This is a genomic window from Tabrizicola aquatica (genome assembly GCF_002900975.1).
GTDB classification, from domain to species: Bacteria; Pseudomonadota; Alphaproteobacteria; order Rhodobacterales; family Rhodobacteraceae; genus Tabrizicola; species Tabrizicola aquatica.
The window spans coordinates 282,620-300,075 of the sequence record NZ_PJON01000004.1 but is presented as its reverse complement, the minus strand read 5'-3'; the positions used below and the strand labels follow the sequence as shown (position 1 = coordinate 300,075).

Annotated in this window: 18 protein-coding genes and 1 riboswitch; of the genes, 15 read left to right on the top strand and 3 right to left on the bottom strand. The window is 69.3% G+C overall.

What is annotated here, in order from left to right; genetic code table 11:
• The first annotated feature begins 104 nt into the window (after positions 1 to 104).
• The gene (locus CXR42_RS15960; protein WP_103258571.1) at positions 105 to 692 is read left to right on the top strand and encodes an outer membrane beta-barrel protein; all 588 of its coding nucleotides are present in this window, start codon (positions 105 to 107) and stop codon (positions 690 to 692) included.
• A 241-nt stretch (positions 693 to 933) separates the two neighbouring features.
• Here CXR42_RS15960 and CXR42_RS19615 read toward each other — a convergent pair whose 3' ends face one another.
• Together CXR42_RS19615 and cobO are read right to left on the bottom strand one after the other, a co-directional pair.
• Positions 934 to 1,074 (bottom strand): hypothetical protein, encoded by a 141-nt coding sequence (locus tag CXR42_RS19615; RefSeq protein ID WP_180996086.1) that lies wholly within the window; start codon positions 1,072 to 1,074, stop codon positions 934 to 936.
• A gap of 95 nt (positions 1,075 to 1,169) precedes the next feature.
• Positions 1,170 to 1,802, bottom strand: a complete 633-nt coding sequence (gene cobO, locus CXR42_RS15955) for a cob(I)yrinic acid a,c-diamide adenosyltransferase (protein ID WP_103258570.1) — start codon at positions 1,800 to 1,802, stop codon at positions 1,170 to 1,172.
• A 36-nt stretch (positions 1,803 to 1,838) separates the two neighbouring features.
• Positions 1,839 to 2,049: riboswitch (cobalamin riboswitch) on the top strand.
• 90 nt (positions 2,050 to 2,139) lie between these two features.
• On the opposite strand from cobO, the gene CXR42_RS15950 reads away from it, so the two are divergent.
• The 7 genes from CXR42_RS15950 (at position 2,140) to cobJ (ending at position 10,385) form a co-directional block, all read left to right on the top strand.
• Complete coding sequence (locus CXR42_RS15950; RefSeq protein WP_103258569.1) at positions 2,140 to 2,508, top strand: DUF1636 family protein; 369 nt, start codon at positions 2,140 to 2,142, stop codon at positions 2,506 to 2,508.
• On the top strand, positions 2,505 to 3,539 hold the full coding sequence (cobW, locus tag CXR42_RS15945) for a cobalamin biosynthesis protein CobW (protein WP_103258568.1): 1,035 nt from the start codon (positions 2,505 to 2,507) through the stop codon (positions 3,537 to 3,539). The genes CXR42_RS15950 and cobW overlap by 4 nt, the downstream gene beginning before the upstream one ends.
• Before the next feature lie 102 nt (positions 3,540 to 3,641).
• Positions 3,642 to 6,998 carry a cobaltochelatase subunit CobN gene (gene cobN / locus CXR42_RS15940; protein ID WP_103258645.1) on the top strand — a complete coding sequence of 1,119 codons (3,357 nt, stop codon included), beginning with the start codon at positions 3,642 to 3,644 and terminating at the stop codon, positions 6,996 to 6,998.
• A 142-nt stretch (positions 6,999 to 7,140) separates the two neighbouring features.
• Positions 7,141 to 8,295 carry a precorrin-3B synthase gene (cobG, locus tag CXR42_RS15935; RefSeq protein ID WP_103258567.1) on the top strand — a complete coding sequence of 385 codons (1,155 nt, stop codon included), beginning with the start codon at positions 7,141 to 7,143 and terminating at the stop codon, positions 8,293 to 8,295.
• Positions 8,279 to 8,908, top strand: coding sequence for a precorrin-8X methylmutase (locus CXR42_RS15930; protein WP_103258566.1), 630 nt, complete (start codon positions 8,279 to 8,281; stop codon positions 8,906 to 8,908). The genes cobG and CXR42_RS15930 overlap by 17 nt, the downstream gene beginning before the upstream one ends.
• Complete coding sequence (locus tag CXR42_RS15925; protein WP_180996085.1) at positions 8,905 to 9,654, top strand: precorrin-2 C(20)-methyltransferase; 750 nt, start codon at positions 8,905 to 8,907, stop codon at positions 9,652 to 9,654. Before CXR42_RS15930 ends, CXR42_RS15925 begins: the two co-directional genes overlap by 4 nt.
• The gene (cobJ, locus tag CXR42_RS15920) at positions 9,651 to 10,385 is read left to right on the top strand and encodes a precorrin-3B C(17)-methyltransferase (protein WP_103258565.1); all 735 of its coding nucleotides are present in this window, start codon (positions 9,651 to 9,653) and stop codon (positions 10,383 to 10,385) included. The genes CXR42_RS15925 and cobJ overlap by 4 nt, the downstream gene beginning before the upstream one ends.
• Positions 10,386 to 10,444: 59 nt before the next feature.
• On the opposite strand, the gene CXR42_RS15915 is transcribed toward cobJ, so the two are convergent.
• Positions 10,445 to 11,173 carry a cobalt-precorrin-6A reductase gene (locus CXR42_RS15915; protein WP_103258564.1) on the bottom strand — a complete coding sequence of 243 codons (729 nt, stop codon included), beginning with the start codon at positions 11,171 to 11,173 and terminating at the stop codon, positions 10,445 to 10,447.
• Between CXR42_RS15915 and cbiE the strand changes: the two genes are divergently transcribed.
• The 7 genes from cbiE (at position 11,172) to CXR42_RS15880 (ending at position 17,456) form a co-directional block, all read left to right on the top strand.
• Positions 11,172 to 12,341 (top strand): precorrin-6y C5,15-methyltransferase (decarboxylating) subunit CbiE, encoded by a 1,170-nt coding sequence (gene cbiE, locus CXR42_RS15910; RefSeq protein ID WP_103258563.1) that lies wholly within the window; start codon positions 11,172 to 11,174, stop codon positions 12,339 to 12,341. The genes CXR42_RS15915 and cbiE overlap by 2 nt on opposite strands.
• Positions 12,338 to 12,697: a cobalamin biosynthesis protein gene (locus tag CXR42_RS15905; protein ID WP_103258562.1), complete on the top strand. Its 360-nt coding sequence runs from the start codon at positions 12,338 to 12,340 to the stop codon at positions 12,695 to 12,697. Before cbiE ends, CXR42_RS15905 begins: the two co-directional genes overlap by 4 nt.
• Positions 12,698 to 12,863: 166 nt before the next feature.
• Positions 12,864 to 13,649 (top strand): precorrin-4 C(11)-methyltransferase, encoded by a 786-nt coding sequence (cobM, locus tag CXR42_RS15900; RefSeq protein ID WP_103258561.1) that lies wholly within the window; start codon positions 12,864 to 12,866, stop codon positions 13,647 to 13,649.
• Positions 13,646 to 14,962, top strand: a complete 1,317-nt coding sequence (locus tag CXR42_RS15895) for a cobyrinic acid a,c-diamide synthase CobB (RefSeq protein WP_180996084.1) — start codon at positions 13,646 to 13,648, stop codon at positions 14,960 to 14,962. The genes cobM and CXR42_RS15895 overlap by 4 nt, the downstream gene beginning before the upstream one ends.
• A gap of 88 nt (positions 14,963 to 15,050) precedes the next feature.
• Positions 15,051 to 15,776 carry a uroporphyrinogen-III C-methyltransferase gene (cobA, locus tag CXR42_RS15890; RefSeq protein ID WP_103258560.1) on the top strand — a complete coding sequence of 242 codons (726 nt, stop codon included), beginning with the start codon at positions 15,051 to 15,053 and terminating at the stop codon, positions 15,774 to 15,776.
• The gene (cobF, locus tag CXR42_RS15885) at positions 15,773 to 16,519 is read left to right on the top strand and encodes a precorrin-6A synthase (deacetylating) (protein WP_103258559.1); all 747 of its coding nucleotides are present in this window, start codon (positions 15,773 to 15,775) and stop codon (positions 16,517 to 16,519) included. Before cobA ends, cobF begins: the two co-directional genes overlap by 4 nt.
• The gene (locus CXR42_RS15880; protein ID WP_103258558.1) at positions 16,512 to 17,456 is read left to right on the top strand and encodes a phosphotransferase enzyme family protein; all 945 of its coding nucleotides are present in this window, start codon (positions 16,512 to 16,514) and stop codon (positions 17,454 to 17,456) included. Before cobF ends, CXR42_RS15880 begins: the two co-directional genes overlap by 8 nt.

Here is a 17,456-nt window from a genome sequence, read left to right as displayed (position 1 = left end):
CGCGCGATTGATCCCGGTCAAGGCCGCCCGTCCGACCGGGGCGCAAGACAGACGCACGACCCGCGCTCCATCCCGGGCTGCGGCGTCGAAAAGGGAGAATCGCCATGAAGATGACTTTGCTTGCAAGCGCCGCCCTCCTGGCCCTTGCCCCCGCCGTGCAGGCCCAGGACGCATATTTCGGTCTGGGGCTGGGCGTGTCGGCCAACAGCACCACCGCGTCCGAGGTAACGGGGTTTGAACCCTCGGCAACCGACTTCGGGCTGGCCCTCACCGCAGGCTATCGTTTCGCCTCGGTCGGGACGGTGACCTATGGGATCGAAGGCAACCTCGACCTGATGGGCGGCAAGCTGATGAGCGACACCTTCGACGCTTGCACGGACTTCGCCCCGACCTGGTGCGAGGTGGACGCAGCCCTGCGCCTGCGGGGCACGGTCACCAGCGATCTGGCCAATGGCAGCCGCGTGATGGGGTCGCTTGGGGCCGTGATCGTGCGCGGCCGCGCCGAGGACGGGCCCGACAACTATGTCAACGCTACGGGCCGGGGCCTGTCTTTCGGCGTATCCTGGGAACAGGTTGGCGGCACGATGCCGGTACGGGTCGACCTGAACTACGACGCGATCCGCGAGGACGACGCGGATCTTTACGAGCGTGACCTCGACATGCTCGGGCTGCGCGTGTCCTACATGTTCTGACCTGCGACCGGGGTGGGTGGAAACACCCACCCTACGCCCGAACCAAAGGCCCGGCGACGCTGTGGTCAGCGCCAGGCACGGCCATTGCCGCACCTCTCGTGGCAGGACGTCCGCTTCGCTCCTCTCCGCCTTGACCCCGATCCGCGACCGCGCGCTGGGCGGACACACCCACCCTACGCCCGCACCGCAGGCCTTGGCGATGCCGTCGCCGGGCAGGGGATGGAAGTCCTTCGGTCAGTCGTCAGAACAGCCCGTCGCCGCCCTGGTCCTGCTCGACCACCTCGTCGGCGAGGACGACCGCGCCGCCCACGATCAGGGGCGTGCAGCCCGCAGCCGCAAGCCCCGCCAGCACCAGCACCAATGTCAGTCCCGTTTTCCGCATCTGCGCCCTCCGCCAAATCCTTGCCAAATGGTAAACGTCGGCGATCAAGTATCTGATTTTGCTTGAGTTCCAGAGAATGTCCACCGTGGACAGCCCTAGAACTCCACCCCCGCCTGGGCCTTGATCCCGGCCCGGAACGGGTGTTTGACCAGCGTCATCTCGGTCACCAGATCCGCCGCCTCGATCAGCGCCTCCGCCGCGTTCCGGCCGGTCAGCACGGCATGGGTCAGCGGGGGCTTTTCCTCGGCCAGGAAGGCCAGGACTTCGTCCAGGTCCAGGTAGCCGTACCGCAGCGCGATGTTGATCTCGTCCAGCAGGACCAGCCGGATGGAGGGGTCGCGGATCAACTCCTTCGCCTTCTCCCACCCCGCCTTCGCCGCCGCGATGTCGCGGGCCTTGTCCTGCGTCTCCCAGGTGAAGCCCTCACCCATCGCGTGGAACTGGCAGAGGTCGGCGAAATGGGTGGTCAGAAGCCGCCGCTCGCCGGTGTCCCAGGCCCCCTTGATGAACTGGACCACCGCGCAGGGCATCCCATGCGCGATGCAGCGCAGGATCATCCCGAAGCCCGAGGAGGACTTTCCCTTCCCCGCCCCGGTGTGAACGATGATCAGGCCCTTCTCGCCCTCTTTCCCGGCCATGATCTTGTCCCGCGCGGCCTTCTTCTTCGCCATCTTGGCGGCGTGCCGGGCCAGCTCTTCGGTTTCGGGTGTCGCATCGGTGTCGGTCATGGTCGGTCGCGTCCTTGACAATGGGCCCCCATCTGCCACAGGTGGATGGGCGCTGGTTCCTGTTATGACAGGCGAAGAGGGAATGCGACAGGTCGGAAGCGACCAGAAGCAGCCGCCCCCGCGACCGTGACCGGAGAGGTCTCCAATGCCACTGGCGATCAGCCGGGAAGGCGGGGGGCCGTGGGGCCCAGACTTTCGGCGCCCCGTATCCGCAAGCCGGGAGACCTGCCAGCGCGGACGGTAACCGGCGGACGGGGTGTTCCGCGACCGGTGATCGGCGGCCCATCTTCCGGGCGGCCCCTCGCTGGCCCACCCTTGCCGCCTTAGGAAGGCTGATATGGGCACGACCCTTTACGTCTGCACCACCTGCAAGGCCGGTCAGCCGGTGCCCGAGGGTGATCTGCCCCCCGGCGCGCAGCTTCATGCCGCGCTTGCCGAAGGCGCCCCCCAGGACGTGCGCATCGTCGGGGTCGAATGCCTGTCGGCCTGCAACACCGGCTGCGCGATCTCGCTGACCAAGCCGGGCGCCTGGTCCTATGTCTACGGTCGCCTTACCCTTGACGACGTCCCCGCGATCCTGGAAGGCGCCGGGAAATACGCCGCCAGCCCGGACGGAATCGTTCCCTGGCGCGAGCGTCCCACTGTCTTCCGCAAGCAATCGATCGCCCGCATCCCCCCACATCCCCTGCCAGAGGCCGCCGAATGACCGACCTGACCAAGATCCCCGTCACCGTGATCACCGGCTTCCTTGGGGCGGGCAAGACCACGCTGATCCGCCACCTGATGCAGAACCCGCAAGGCAAGCGCCTGGCGATCCTGGTGAACGAATTCGGCACCGTGGGCGTTGACGGCGATATCCTGAAATCCTGTGCCGATGAGATGTGCCCGGTCGAGAACATCGTCGAACTTGCCAACGGCTGCATCTGCTGCACCGTTGCCGACGACTTCATCCCGACGATCGAGGCGCTGATGGCCATGCCGCAGCGCCCCGACCATATCCTGATCGAGACCTCGGGCCTTGCACTGCCGAAGCCCTTGCTCAAGGCGTTCGACTGGCCCGCGATCCGCAGCCGCATCACCGTGGACGGCGTGATCGCGCTGGCCGATGCCGAGGCCGTGGCCGCCGGCCGCTTCGCCCCCGACGTGGACGCGGTCGAGGCCCAGCGGGCAGCCGACCCCAGCCTTGACCACGAAACCCCGCTGTCCGAGGTGTTCGAGGACCAGATCCTGTGCGCTGACCTGATCCTGCTGTCGAAGGCCGACCTCGCCGGGGACGCGGGCCTGCAAACCGCCCGCGAGGTCATTGCCGCCGAGATGAATCGCCCCGTCCCGATGCTGGCGATGACCGAAGGCGTGATCGACCCTCGGGTGATCCTGGGCCTGAATGCCGCCGCCGAGGATGACCTCGCCTCCCGCCCCTCGCACCACGACGGGGCTGACGACCATGAGCATGAGGACTTTGACAGCGTTGTCATCGACCTGCCCGAAGTTACCGACCCCGAGGCGCTTTCGACCGCCATCCAGCGCCTGGCGGAAGAGCTGAACATCCTCCGGGTGAAAGGCCACGTCGCCGTCGCGGGCAAGCCGCTGCGCTTGCTGGTGCAGGCTGTCGGCGCCCGGGTCCGCATGCAATACGACCGTCCCTGGGGACAGGAACCGCGCCGGTCGCAACTGGTGGTCATCGCCGAGCATGATGACATCGACGAAGCCGCCATCCGCAAGGTCCTTGGGGCCTGACATCGTGAGCCATCCCTTACCCATCCCAGGCCGAATGGCACCTCCCTCTCCTCACCATGGGGCAGGGTTGGGGTGGAAGGGCGCCCCGCTGCGGAGGACCTGATGCACGTCGTCTTTCGCGAAAGCCATGGGCTGGAGGAAACCGAAACCCCGTTTGACCTGGGTCAGGACCCCGCCGATCTGGTGGTCCTCAGCTTCTCGGACAGCGACCTTGGTGCCTTCACCGCGGGATATGAGCGCATGTGTAGGGTGCGTGATATCACGCACCCTACGGTGCGGCTTGCCAATATCATCGCGCTGAAGCACCCGATTTCGGTCGATACCTACGCCGAACGAACCCTCTCGGGCGCAAAGGCGATCCTGGTCCGACTGATCGGGGGCGAGGCCTACTGGCCCTACGGCCTTGCCACGTTGCAGGACCTGGCCCGGCGTCAGGGCACTGCGCTGGCGATCCTGCCTGCCGATGGCCGCCCCGACCCCCGCCTGGACGAACTTTCCACGCTTCCTGTCTCTACCCTGCGCCGCCTGCAGGCGCTGTGCGACGAGGGTGGGGCCGTCGCGGCCCACGCGGCGCTGGCGCAGCTGGCCTTGGCCGCCGGGATCTATGCAGCCCCGGTCATGGGCGACAAGACCGTGCCGCAGATGGGATTCTACGATCCCGAACGGGGCGTGATTCCGTCGCTGGACGTCAGGATCACCCGTCCCGGGCTTGACCCGGGGCCTCTTCCCGAGCCGGGCGGGGCGTTTGCGGCTGGAGGTCCCGGGTCAAGCCCGGGACGGGGTCTCTCGACGACCATCCAGCAGTCCAGAGGCCCGGTTCTCGTCACCTTCTACCGAAGCTACCTGACCTCGGGCGATACCGCGCCGGTAGACGCCTTGATTCACGCCCTTCGCGCGGAAGGCTTTGCCGCCTACGGTGCCTTCGCCCCCAGCCTCAAGGCCCCCGGGGTCGCTGACTGGCTTTCGACCCACCTGGCGCAGAACCCACCGGTCGCCATCATCAACGCCACCGCCTTCTCGGCCCGCTCCGACACCGGTGCGACCCCGTTCGATGCGGCGCAATGCCCCGTGTTCCAGGTCGCGCTGTCCACCGCCCGGCGCCGGGACTGGGCGACGTCGGACCGGGGCCTGTCGCCCGCCGACCTCGCAATGCATGTCGTGCTGCCCGAGGTTGACGGTCGCCTCTTCGCCGGCATCGTCAGCCACAAATCCCCGGGCAAGCGCCACCCCGATCTGCAATTCTCGCGCTTCGCCCATCGCGCGGATGCCGCACGCATCCAGGCCGTTGTCGATCGCATCGTCCACTGGCACCGTCTGGCCGCTACCCCCGCGCGGGACCGGCAATTGGCGGTGGTCCTCTCCACCTACCCCGGCCGCACGCACCAGATGGCCCATGCCGTCGGCCTTGATGCCCTGGCCTCGACCGAGGCGCTGCTGACGACCCTGACAACCGAAGGCTATGCCATCACCCCGGGCACCCCGCTGCCGGAAGCCCTGACCGCATCCCTGAGCTGGTCGCTGGCCGACTACCAGACGGCGCTGGAAACCCTGCCATCTCTCCTCCGCCAGACCCTGACCGAAGCCTGGGGCGACCCCGCCGCCGACCCCTTGGTCAAGGACGGCCACTTCCACTTCCCCGCAACCCGGCGTGGCCACGCACTCATCGCCCTGCAACCCGAACGCGGCGAAGTGGCGACCCGCGACGGCGACTATCACGACCTCTCGCGCACGCCACGCCACGGCTATGTCGCGTTCTACCTCTGGCTTCGTGCGCAGGGGGTTCACGCCCTGATCCACATGGGTGCGCACGGCACGCTGGAATGGCTGCCGGGCAAATCCGTCGCCCTGTCCGATACCTGCTGGCCCGAGGTTCTGATCGGCCCCACCCCGGTCATCTACCCGTTCATCGTCAACGATCCGGGAGAGGCCGCCCAGGCCAAGCGCCGCATCGGTGCCGTCACCCTCGGCCACCTGCCACCACCGATGGTCGCCAGTGCGACGCCCCCCGAACTCCTGCGGCTTGAGCGTCTGCTGGACGAATATTCCACCGCCGACGGCCTTGACCCCGCCCGACGCAGCCGGCTGGTCGCCAGCATCCGGGACGAGGCCGCAGCCTCCGGCGTCACCGCCGACCTTGGTCTCGCCCCGGACGCCACCCCCGCCGAGGCGATCACCCGCATCGACCGTTTCGTCTGCGACCTGAAGGAAAGCCAGTTCGGCCACGGCCTGCACATCTTCGGCCACGGGGCAGGAGAGCGCGACGGCCTCCTCACCGCCCTGAACGGCCACCATGTCCGCCCCGGCCCGGCAGGATCGCCTAACCGGGGCCGCTCCGACGTGCTGCCAACCGGCCGCAACCTCTATTCCGTCGACCCCCGCGCCGTCCCCTCGCGCAACGCCCACGCTCAGGGGGTCAAGCTGGCCGAAGAACTAATCCGCCGCCACCTGCAGGACCATGGCGACTACCCGCGCGGGCTGGTGGTGGACCTCTGGGGCAGCGCCACCATGCGTACGGCGGGCGAGGAATTCGCCATGGCCCTTCACCTCGCCGGTCTTGCGCCCAAATGGGACGACGGGTCCGCCCGCGTGTCGGGCTTCGAGATCCTGCCCCTCGCGATCCTTGGCCGCCCCAGGATCGACGTCACCCTGCGCGTCTCCGGCCTTTTCCGCGACGTCTTTCCGACCCTCGCCCAGCTTTTCGAAGCCGGGGCCGAAGCCCTGAGCCAACGCGACGAGGCCGCCGAGGACAACCCCTATGCCGCGCGGCAATCCCGTGTGTTTGGCCCCAAGCCCGGCCTGTACGGCCTTGGAATGGGCACCGCCGCCGACACCTTCACCGCCGAGGCGCGCGCCGCCGCTGGCGAAGCCTGGCTGAACGCCTCCAGCTGGGCCATCGGCCCCGACGGCCAGTCGCACGAGGCCCGCGCCGTCCTGGAACAGCGCCTCCTTGCCGCCGACAGCTTCGTCCACGCCCAGGACCTGCCCGAAACCGACGTCCTCATCGCCGCTGACTACGCCGCGCACGAGGCCGGTTTCGCCGCCGCCGTCGCCAAGCTGGGCGGGGCGCAACCCGCCCTCTACCACCTTGACGCCACCCGCCCCGACGACCCCCGTGCCCGCACCCTGACCGAGGAAATCGCCCGCACCGTCCGCGCCCGCGCCGCGAACCCGCTCTGGGCCGATGGCATGATGAACCACGGCTTCCGTGGCGCCGCCGAGATCGCCGCCACGCTTGACCACATGGCCGCCTTCGCCCACCTGGCCCAGGTTGTCCCGCCGCATCTCTTCGACCTCTACCACGATGCCACCCTTGGCCGTGACGAGGTCCGCGCGTTCCTCCAGCGCGAAAATCCCGCCGCCCTCGCGGCAATGGAAGACCTTTTCCGCCGCCTTCGCGACGCCGGCCTTTGGCAGACCCGCCGCAACTCCATCGCCGCAAGGCTGGACGGTGCTGCATGACACCTGTCCATTTTCTGTCGCCAAATATCCCCGCCGGAGGCACGGCCGAGCCGCTCTGCGTTCTTCACGCAGAGCGGCGAGACAAAAGGCTTGCGCGGAACGCGCTCGATCTGAAAACCGCCCGAACCCCAAGGTGCGCCGCATGACCGCCTGGGAGATCAAGGGCTGGTGCCCTGGCGCCCTCCGGCCGATGCAATCCGGCGACGGGCTGGTCGTCCGTATCCGCCCGCCGCTCGGACGTCTCACCCCAGCGCAGGCAAACGCCATCGCGGATGCGTCCGAAACCCACGGCAACGGCGTCATCGACCTTTCCGCCCGCGCCAACCTGCAACTGCGCGGCGTGACCGAGGCCAGCCATCCGCCCCTGATCCAGGACCTCCGCGCCCAGGGCCTGATCGACCCTGACATCAAAACGGAGTCGCTGCGCAACCTCATCGTCACTCCCTTCCGCCCGGTCGGCGCCGGCGACAGCACTGCCGCCCTCGCCGACACCTTGACTGCCGCCCTGAGCCGGATGCCCCGCCTTCCCGGCAAGTTCGGCTTTGCCCTCGACACCGGTCCGCGCCCGGTCCTGACCGGGGCCTCCGTCGATATCCGGGTCGAGCGCTGCACGGACGGCCGCCTGATCCTGCGACCCGAGGGTCATCCGCTTGGCCAACCGGTCACCGAACTTGCCGCCGACGCCATCGCCATGGCCGAATGGTTCGTCGCCAGCGGTGGTGTCACCAATGGGAGGGGCCGGATGGCTGCCCTCATCGCACGTGGCATCGTCCCGCCGAACTGCACGCTTGCCCCAGCGGACCCCTTGCCAGCCCCGCAACCGGGCCTGCACCCGGACGGGGCCCTGATCGCCCTGGCCTTCGGCCAGATGCGGGCGGCGACGCTGCAGGCCCTCTCCGCCCTTGGCCATGAGATTCGCCCCACGCCCTGGCGGATGCTTCTGCTGGTCGGTGCGACCTCTGCCCCGCGGATCACCGGCGTCCTCACCGACCCGGCCGACCCCATTCTTCGCATCACCGCTTGCACCGGCGCACCGGCCTGCCCTCAGGCGCTGGGCGACACCCGCGATCTGGCGCGCCAGCTCGCGCCCCATCTGCCCGGCACCCAGACCCTGCACCTTTCCGGCTGCGCCAAGGGCTGCGCCCATCCCGCGCCCGCCGCGCTGACCCTTACCGCCACAGGCCAGGGCTATGACCTGATCCTGGACGGCACCGCCGCCGACACCCCCAGCCTGACGGGCCTTTCGCCCCAGGCAATCCTTGACCACCTGAAGGCCCCGAATGCCCCATATCTATGAAACCGACGGCGCGGCGATCTACCTGCAAAGCTTCGCCATGATCCGGGCCGAGGCCGACCTCGCCCGCTTCACACCCGAGGAAGAGATCGTCGCCGTCCGCATGATCCACGCCGCCGGGATGGTGGAACTCGCGCCCTACATCCACTTCTCGCACGGCATGGCGATCGAAGCCCGTGCCGCGCTTGAGGGCGGTGCCCCCATCCTCTGCGATGTCCGCATGGTCAGTGAAGGCATCACCAGGAAACGCCTGCCGGCCAACAACCAGATCATCTGTACCCTGCAACACCCCGACGTCCCCGCCCTTGCGGCCCGCATCAACAACACCCGCTCTGCCGCTGCCGTGGAACTCTGGCGCCCGCATCTGCAAGGCGCGGTTGTGGCCATCGGCAACGCGCCCACCGCGCTTTTCCACCTCTTGAACATGCTGGAAGACCCCGCCTGCCCGCGCCCCGCCGCGATCATCGGCTGTCCGGTCGGCTTCGTCGGTGCGGCGGAATCGAAGGACGCACTGATGGAGGCTCCTCCGGTCCCCTCCCTTATCGTCAAGGGCCGGTTGGGCGGCAGCGCCATCACTGTGGCGGCGGTCAATGCCCTCGCCTCGCGGAAGGAATGACCATGGCCCCGGTAACTGGCAAGGTGATCTGTGCCGGCCTTGGCCCCGGCGACCCCGAGTTGATGAGCCTGAAGGCCGCCCGAACCATCGGCTCCGCCAGGCACGTCGCCTATTTCCGCAAGGAAGGCCGCGCGGGGCAGGCCCGCCGGATCGTCGAGGGGATGCTGCCGCTCGACGCCATCGAACACCCGATGGAATACCCCGTCACCACGGAACTGCCCTTCGACAGCCCGGAATACACCGACGCGCTGGCCCGCTTCTACGACGATTGGGCGAACCGCCTGGCCAGCCTTGCCGCCACGCAGGACGTGGTCGTCCTTTGCGAGGGCGACCCCTTCTTCTACGGTAGCTTCATGCACCTGCACTCGCGCCTGCAAGGCCGGGTTCCGGTCGAGGTGATCCCCGGCATCACCGGCATGACCGGCTGCTGGAACGCCACCGACACGCCGATCACCTGGGGCGATGACGTGCTTACCGTCCTGATGGGCACGCTGCCCGAGGAAGATCTCGTCCGTCACATGCAGACAGCCGACGCCCTTGTGGTGATGAAGACCGGCCGCAACCTGCCCCGCGTCCGCCGCGCGTTGGAGCGGGCGGGACGGCTGGACCAGGCCTGGCTGGTGGAACGCGGCACGATGCCGAACCAGCGCGTCGCGCGGCTGGCCGGGGTCGATGCCGCCGACTGCCCCTATTTCGCGATCGTGCTGGTCCACGGCCACGGCCGCCGCCCGGAGATTGCCGAGTGAGCGGCTGGCTGGTCATTGCAGGTCTTGGCCCGGGGGACGAGCGGCTGGTGACGCCCGAGGTCTCGGCCGCGCTGGCCGAGGCGACGGATGTGGTCGGCTACATTCCCTATGTCGCCCGCGTCGCCGCCCGGCCCGGCCTGACGCTGCACCCGTCGGACAACCGCGTTGAACTGGACCGCGCCCGGCACGCGCTGGAGATGGCGGCCGAAGGCAAGCGCGTGGTGGTGGTCTCCTCGGGCGACCCCGGGGTCTTTGCGATGGCCTCCGCCGTGTTCGAGGCGCTGGAGGGTCGCACCGATTGGCAGGCGCTGGAGATCCGCGTGTTGCCCGGCATCACCGCGATGCTTGCCGCGGCCGCCGCTGCGGGTGCCCCCTTGGGTCACGATTTCTGCTGCATCAACCTGTCCGATAACCTGAAACCCTGGGAGGTGATCGAGACCCGCCTCCGCCACGCCGCCCGCGCCGACTTCGCGATGGCCTTCTACAACCCGCGCTCCGCCAGCCGCCCGGAGGGCTTCGTCAAGGCCCTCGCCACGCTGCGCGAAGAATGCGGCCTCGACCGCCTGATCACCTTCGCCCGCGCGGTCAGCACGCCCGATCAGCGCCTGCTGACCGTGACCCTTGGCGAAGCCACGCCCGAGATGGCCGACATGCGCACCGTGGTGATCGTGGGCAACTCGGCCACCCGCCGCGTCGGGCGCTTCGTCTACTCCCCCAGGAGCGCGGGATGACCCGGGCCAAAATCCTTCGAAGGATTTTGCAAGACTTTTCGAAAAGTCTTGGCCCCGCGTCAGCCGTTCAGCCAGGCCATGACCTCGGCAACCGTCCGCACCACGGGTCGGGCCGGGATCATGGGCCGGTCGATCATCACCACCCGCAGTCCCAGCGCCCGGGCCGCCGCGATCTTGGCCACCGCGCCCTTGCCACCGGCGTTCTTGGCCACGACGACGTCGATGCGATGGTCTTGCATCAGGGCGGTATCCCCCGCCACGTCGAAGGGCCCGCGCGCCACGACCACATCGGCTGGGAAGGGCAGGGGGGCGGTTGGCTCGTCCACCAGACGCAGCAAATACATGTGCTGCGGTTGGGCTGCGAAGGCGTCGATGTGCTGGCGGCCGATGGCCAGGAACACCCGCTGCGGTGGCCCGGCCAGCGCCGTTACGGCAGCAGGGATGTCGGGCACCTGCGTCCACTTGTCGCCTTCACCGGCCACCCACGGTGCGCGTTCCAAGGCGACAAGGGGCACGCCCTCGGCCGCGCAGGCGGCGACGGCATTGCTGCTCATCTGCGCGGCGAAGGGATGCGTGGCGTCGATCACATGGCTGATCCCCTCCGCCTTCAGATAGGACCGCAACCCTTCCACCCCGCCAAAGCCGCCAACGCGCATATGGATCGGCTGGCCCATCGGCGCCTCGGTCCGGCCGGCGTAGGAGTAGACGCCCGCCAGCCCCGCCCTTGCGATGGCCTGCGCCACCAGGTTCGCCTCGGTCGTGCCGCCGAGAAGCAGGATGCGTGTCATGGCTGAACCCTGGTTGACGATCATCGGCCTGGGCGAGGATGGACCGGCGGGTCTGTCTCCCGCAAGCCATGCCGCTCTGGCCGCCGCCAAGGTGATCTTCGGCGGTCCCCGGCATCTGGACCTGATCGGGGCCGGGGGCAAGGGCCAAGCCTGGCCGATTCCCTTCGACGCCACCCCGGTCCTGACGCAGCGGGGCCAGCCGACCGTGGTCCTTGCCTCGGGCGATCCGTTCTGGTTCGGCGCGGGCGGCAGCCTTATGGCGCAGCTTTCGCCGGGCGAGTGGGTCTCGCATCCCGCGCCGTCGACCTTCCAATTGGCCGCGAACCGGCTGGGCTGGCGGCTGGAGGAGGTGCTGACCCTGGGCCTGCACGCCGCGCCCTTCGCGCGGCTGCGCCCGCTGCTGGGCCGTGGGGTGCGCGTGATCTGCACGCTGCGCGACGGGGCGGCGGTGGAGGAACTGGCTCGTTGGCTGGCCGGGAACGGCCACCCGAACGCGCGGCTGACCGTCCTGGAACGCCTGGGCGGCCCGCTGGAACGGATCACCAGAGGGGTGCCAGACGGCCCGATCGGGGCCCCGGTCTCGGCGGCCATCGAGGCCACCGATCCCGGGCTGCCGCGGGCCTCGGGCTTGCCGGACGCGTTGTTCCAGCACGATGGCCAGATCACCAAGCGTCCGGTGCGCGCGCTGACGCTCTCGGCCCTGGCACCGCGTCCGGGCGAGGTGCTGTGGGACATCGGTGCAGGTTCCGGGTCAATCGGGATCGAATGGTTGCTGGCCGGCGGTGCGCACGTCGCGGCGCTGGAGGCTGACCCCACCCGCGGTGCCCGAGCGCGGGGGAATGTCGAGGCCTTCGGCCTTTCTCATCGCTACCAGTTGACCGAGGCCCGCGCCCCGGAAGGGCTGGCGGGGCTGGCCACCCCCGATGCCGTTTTCATTGGCGGCGGCGCATCCGAGGCGCTGCTGACCCACCTTTGGGACCTGATCCCGCCCGGCACCCGGCTGGTGCTGAACGCCGTCACGCTGGAAACCGAGGCGCTGGTCCTGGACTGGTCCGCCCGTCACGGCGGCCAGCTTCTGAAGGTCGAGCTGTCGGAACCCACCGCCATCGGCCGCAAGCGCGGCTGGAAATCGGCGCTGCCGATCCTGCAGTGGAGCGTCACCCGATGATCGTCGCGGGGTTCGGCTTTCGGGCAGGCGTGACCCTGTCGGCGCTGCGGGATGCCTTGTCACGGGCCGGCGGTCCGCAGGGTGTGACGCATCTGGCGACGCTTGCGGACAAGGTCGCGGGGCTGGAACCGCTGGCCCTGGCGCTGGACCTGCCGCTGGTCGCACTGGCGCCGGAGGCGCTGCGCAGCCAGCTGACGCTGACCCGGTCGGACCGGGTGGTGGCGCTGTTCGGCACAGGATCTGTCGCGGAAGCGGCGGCGCTGGCGGCGGCGGGGCAGGGGGCGCGGCTGCGTGGCCCGCGGGCGGTGTCGGCCGACGGGACGGCGACGGCCGCGATTGCCGAGGCCCGGCCATGACGCCGGTGCTTTCGGTGACAGGCGGCTGTCAGATCGAGCGCCTTGCGGCGCAAGCCTTTTGTCTCGCCTCTGCGCGCGAAGGGCGCGCAACCGGCTCGGGCGTGCTCCGCAGGGGATATTTGGGCAAATGTGAAAGGGCAGGGGATCATCCCTGCATGGGTGCGGCATGACCGTTCATTTCATCGGGGCCGGACCCGGCGCGCCGGATCTTCTGACCCTGCGGGGGCGGGACCTGATCGCGGCCTCTCCGGTCTGTCTTTATGCAGGCTCGCTGGTGCCTGAGGGGGTGCTGTCGCATTGTCCGCCGGGCTGCCGTATCGTCAACACCGCGCCCCTGTCGCTGGACGAGATCGTGGCCGAGATTGTCGCGGCGCATGAGGCTGGGCAGGATGTGGCGCGGCTGCATTCGGGCGATCTGTCGGTCTGGTCGGCGATGGGCGAGCAGTTGCGGCGGCTGCGCGAGCTTGACATCCCTTATGACGTGACGCCGGGGGTGCCGTCCTTCGCGGCGGCGGCGGCAGCGCTGGGGGTGGAGCTGACGCTGCCGGGCCTGGCCCAGTCGGTCGTCCTGACCCGGACCGAGGGGCGGGCGACGCAGATGCCCCCGCGTGAGACGCTGCCCGCTTTCGCCGCCACCGGGGCGACGCTGGCGCTGCACCTGTCGATCCACCTGATCGACAAGCTGACGGCGGACCTGATCCCGCATTACGGCGCCGACTGCCCGGTCGCCGTGGTCTGGCGCGCATCGTGGCCCGACCAGCGGGTCATCCGGGCTACTTTGGCGACGCTGAAGGCTGCCGTCCCCGAGGAAGTGGAGCGTACCGCGCTGATCCTTGTCGGCCCCGCACTGGCACAGGAGGGGTTCGAGGAAAGCCGCCTTTATGCCGGCGACTACGACCGCCGCTATCGCCCGGTCGGCACCCATCCCCGCTTTCCGGGGACCGGACGGTGATCCCGGGCCTGCTTGTTGCCGCTCCGGCCAGTGGCACCGGCAAGACGACGGTCATGCTGGGGCTTCTGGCCAGCTTGCGGGATCGGGGGCATGTGGTGCAGCCGTTCAAGAACGGGCCGGACTACATCGACCCGGCCTTTCACCGGGCGGCGTCGGGGCGGGAGTCGTTCAACCTGGATACCTGGGCCATGCCCGAGGCGATGCTGGACGGGATGCTTGCCGCCGCCGATGGGGCGGATCTGGTGCTGGCCGAAGGCTCGATGGGCCTGTTCGACGGCGTGGCGGCCCCAGGGGCGACGGGCAATGGCGCCAGTGCTGACCTGGCAGCGCGGATGGGCTGGCCAGTGGTGCTGGTGATCGATGCCAGCGGGCAGGCGCAGACGGCGGCGGCGGTTGCGCAGGGGCTGGCGCGGTTCCGGGCCGGCGTGCGGGTTGCAGGCGTGATCCTGAACCGCATCGCCAGCCCCCGGCATGAGGCGCTGGTGCGAGTGGGGATGAAAGAAGCGGGCCTGTCGGTGCTGGGCGTCCTGCCCAAGCGCGCGGCCATCGCCATGCCGGAACGCCACCTGGGCCTGGTGCAGGCCGAGGAGCAGCCCGCGCTGCAGGCCCTCATCGCCGAAGCGGCAGCCCTGATGCGCGAGGGCGTGGACCTTGACGCCCTGATCGCCGCCGCGCGGACGACCGCCGTGACCCACGCGCCCGCGAAGATCACCCCGCCCGGCCAGCGCATTGCGCTTGCCCGAGACGCGGCGTTCAGCTTCGTTTACCCCCACCTCCTGCACGGCTGGCGCGCGGCCGGGGCTGAGGTGCTGCCCTTCTCTCCGCTGGCCGACCAGGCCCCGGACCCTTCGGCCGATGTCTGCTGGCTGCCTGGCGGCTATCCCGAACTGCACGGCGCAACCCTGGCGCAGGCCGACCGCTTTCGCGCGGGCCTGCGTGCCTTTGCCGCGACCAAACCCGTCCATGGCGAGTGCGGCGGCTATATGGCGATGGGCGAGGCGATCGTGGACAAGGACGGGGTGCGGCACCGGATGGCGGGGCTGCTCGGGCTGGTCACCAGCTTTGAGAAGCGGAAGATGCACCTTGGCTACCGGCTGGCGCAACTGGCCCAGCCGATCCCGGGCCACCGCCCCGACAGCCCGCTGAGAGGACATGAGTTCCACTATTCCACCATCCTGTCGCAGCCCGACGCGCCGCTGGCCCATGTTACCGATGCCACCGGGTCCACCGTGCCCGAAACCGGGTCCACTCGACTCCAGTCCGAAGGCGGGCTATCGACCGGCACCTTCTTCCACCTGATCGCAAGCGCATGACCCGACCTACCCAGCTCGCGCCCGGAACCCTGCAGAATTCCGGTTCAAGACCTGCAAAGGCTTTGCTTTCACGCCAGCGGGGGCGCGCATGACCGGCTTCGTCAGCTTCGTTTCGGCCGGGCCGGGCGACCCGGACCTGCTGACCGTCAAGGCGGTGAAGGCTCTGGAACGCGCGGATGCCGTGCTGTTCGACGACCTGTCCTCGGGGCCGATCCTTGCGCTGGCGAAACCCGGTGCCGACATGGTGGGCGTGGGCAAGCGCGCCGGCCGCGCCTCGCCCAAGCAGGACCATGTCAGCCGCCTGCTGGTGGACTACGCCCTGACCGGGGCGCATGTCGTCCGCCTGAAGTCGGGTGACAGCGGTATCTTCGGGCGACTGGAGGAGGAGTTGACCGCCGTCCGCGCCGCCGGGATCGCCTGCGAGATCATCCCCGGCGTCACCTCTGCCTCGGCCGCCGCAGCCGCTGCCGGCATCCCGCTGACCCGGCGCCAGCACGCCCAGCGGGTCCAGTTCATCACCGCCGCCGATGTCACCGGCAACCTGCCGCCCGGCCTGAACATGGCCGCGCTTGCTGATCCGCAGGCCACCACCGTCATCTACATGGGCAAGCGCACCTTCCCGGCGCTGGCCGAAGCCCTCATTGCCCACGGCCTGCCGCCCTCGACCCCTGCGCTTCTGGCCGAATCCGTCAGCACACCCGAGCAGACCCTGCACCGCTCTACCGTTGCCGATCTTGCCGCGCGGCTGGCCGAGGACCGCTCACCCCACCCCGGCCTGATCCTGGTTGGCAACCTGGCCGAGGGCACGGAATGACCACCCTCTGGCTGGTCGGCATTGGCACGGGGAACCCGGACCATGTGACGGGGCAAGCCATCAAGGCATTGAACGCAGCCGACCTGATCCTGATCCCGCGCAAGGGCACGGCAAAGTCCGACCTGGCAGAAGTGCGCCAGCTTATCCTGTCGCAAGTTCTGACCAGCCCGGTCCCGGTGGCTGATTACGACGTGCCGCAGCGGGCCGACCAGGACGACTATCTGGGCGCGGTGAATGACTGGCACGATGCCATCGCCCGCGTCTGGGCCGACACCATCGCCACCCACCGGCCAGATGCCGCGAATGTCGCGCTGATGGTCTGGGGCGACCCCTCGCTGTACGACAGCACGCTGCGCATCGCCGCGCGTCTGCCCGGCCTGACTGTCCGGGTAATCCCCGGCATCACCAGCCTTCAGGCCCTGACGGCGGCCCATGCGATCCCGTTGAACACGCTGGCCGCTCCGGTGACCATCACGACCGGCCGCCAGCTGCGCGACCATGGCTGGCCGGACGGGGCGACCACCCTGGCCGTGATGCTGGACAAGGGCGGGGCCTTCACCACCCTTGACCCGACTGACACGGATATCTGGTGGGCCGCCTATGTCGGAATGCCGGAAGAGACGCTGATCCATGGCCCCCTGTCGCAGGTTGCCGACCAGATCCTGTCCACCCGCGTCCGGCTGCGGGTGGAGCACGGCTGGATCATGGATATCTACCTTCTGCGCCGGGGGGGCGATGTCTGACCTTCTGGCCCGCGCGCTGCCGCTTTACGGCCTGCCGCCCGAAACGCCCCTGACCCTTCTCAACAGGTCCGAGAATGAGACCTGGGCGGCGGGCGACCTTGTCCTGCGGCTGCACCGCCCAGGCTATCATACGCGCGCAGAAATCGCCTCCGAACTTGCTTGGCTGGGTGCCTTGCAGGGCCTGCCGGGGCTGGATGCCGTGCGGCCCATTTCCGGCGCCGATGGCCCGGTGACGGACATCGACGGCCGTTTCCTCGTCGCCTTCGCCCGGCTTCCGGGGCAAGAGCTTCAGCCCGGCGATGATCTGGCGCGCTGGTTCGCGCCGTTGGGCGAGATCACCGCCCGGCTGCACCTGCACGCGCGTGACTGGACCCCGCCGCCAGGCTTCACCCGCAAGCGTTGGGATGTGGATACGATACTCGGCCCGCAGCCGCACTGGGGCCACTGGCGGCAGGCCCAGGGTCTTGATCCGCAGGGCGAGGAGCTGTTGGCCCGAGCGACCACGGCTCTGGCCGCGTCGCTTCGCGCCTACGGTACCGGGCCCCGGACCTTCGGCCTGATCCATGCCGACCTGCGGCTGGCGAACCTTATGGTGCAGGGCGACAGCCTCACCGCCATCGACTTCGACGACTGCGGGCATGGCTGGTGGGCCTATGACCTGGCCGCCGCGCTGAGCTTCATCGAGACCGACCCGCGCTTGCCCGATTTGATCGCCGCCTGGGTAACTGGCTACACCCGCATCGCGCCCCTTGGCCCCGAGGACCGCGCAATGATCCCCGCGCTGATCTTCCTGCGCCGGGTGCTGCTGACCGCCTGGCTGGCAACCCGCGCCGACAGCGACACCGCGCAGGCCCTTGGCGGCGTCGCCTACACGCAGGGCACCCTGCACCTGGCCGAACGCTTCCTGACTGACGGGCTGGCCGCGTTCCGTCCCTGA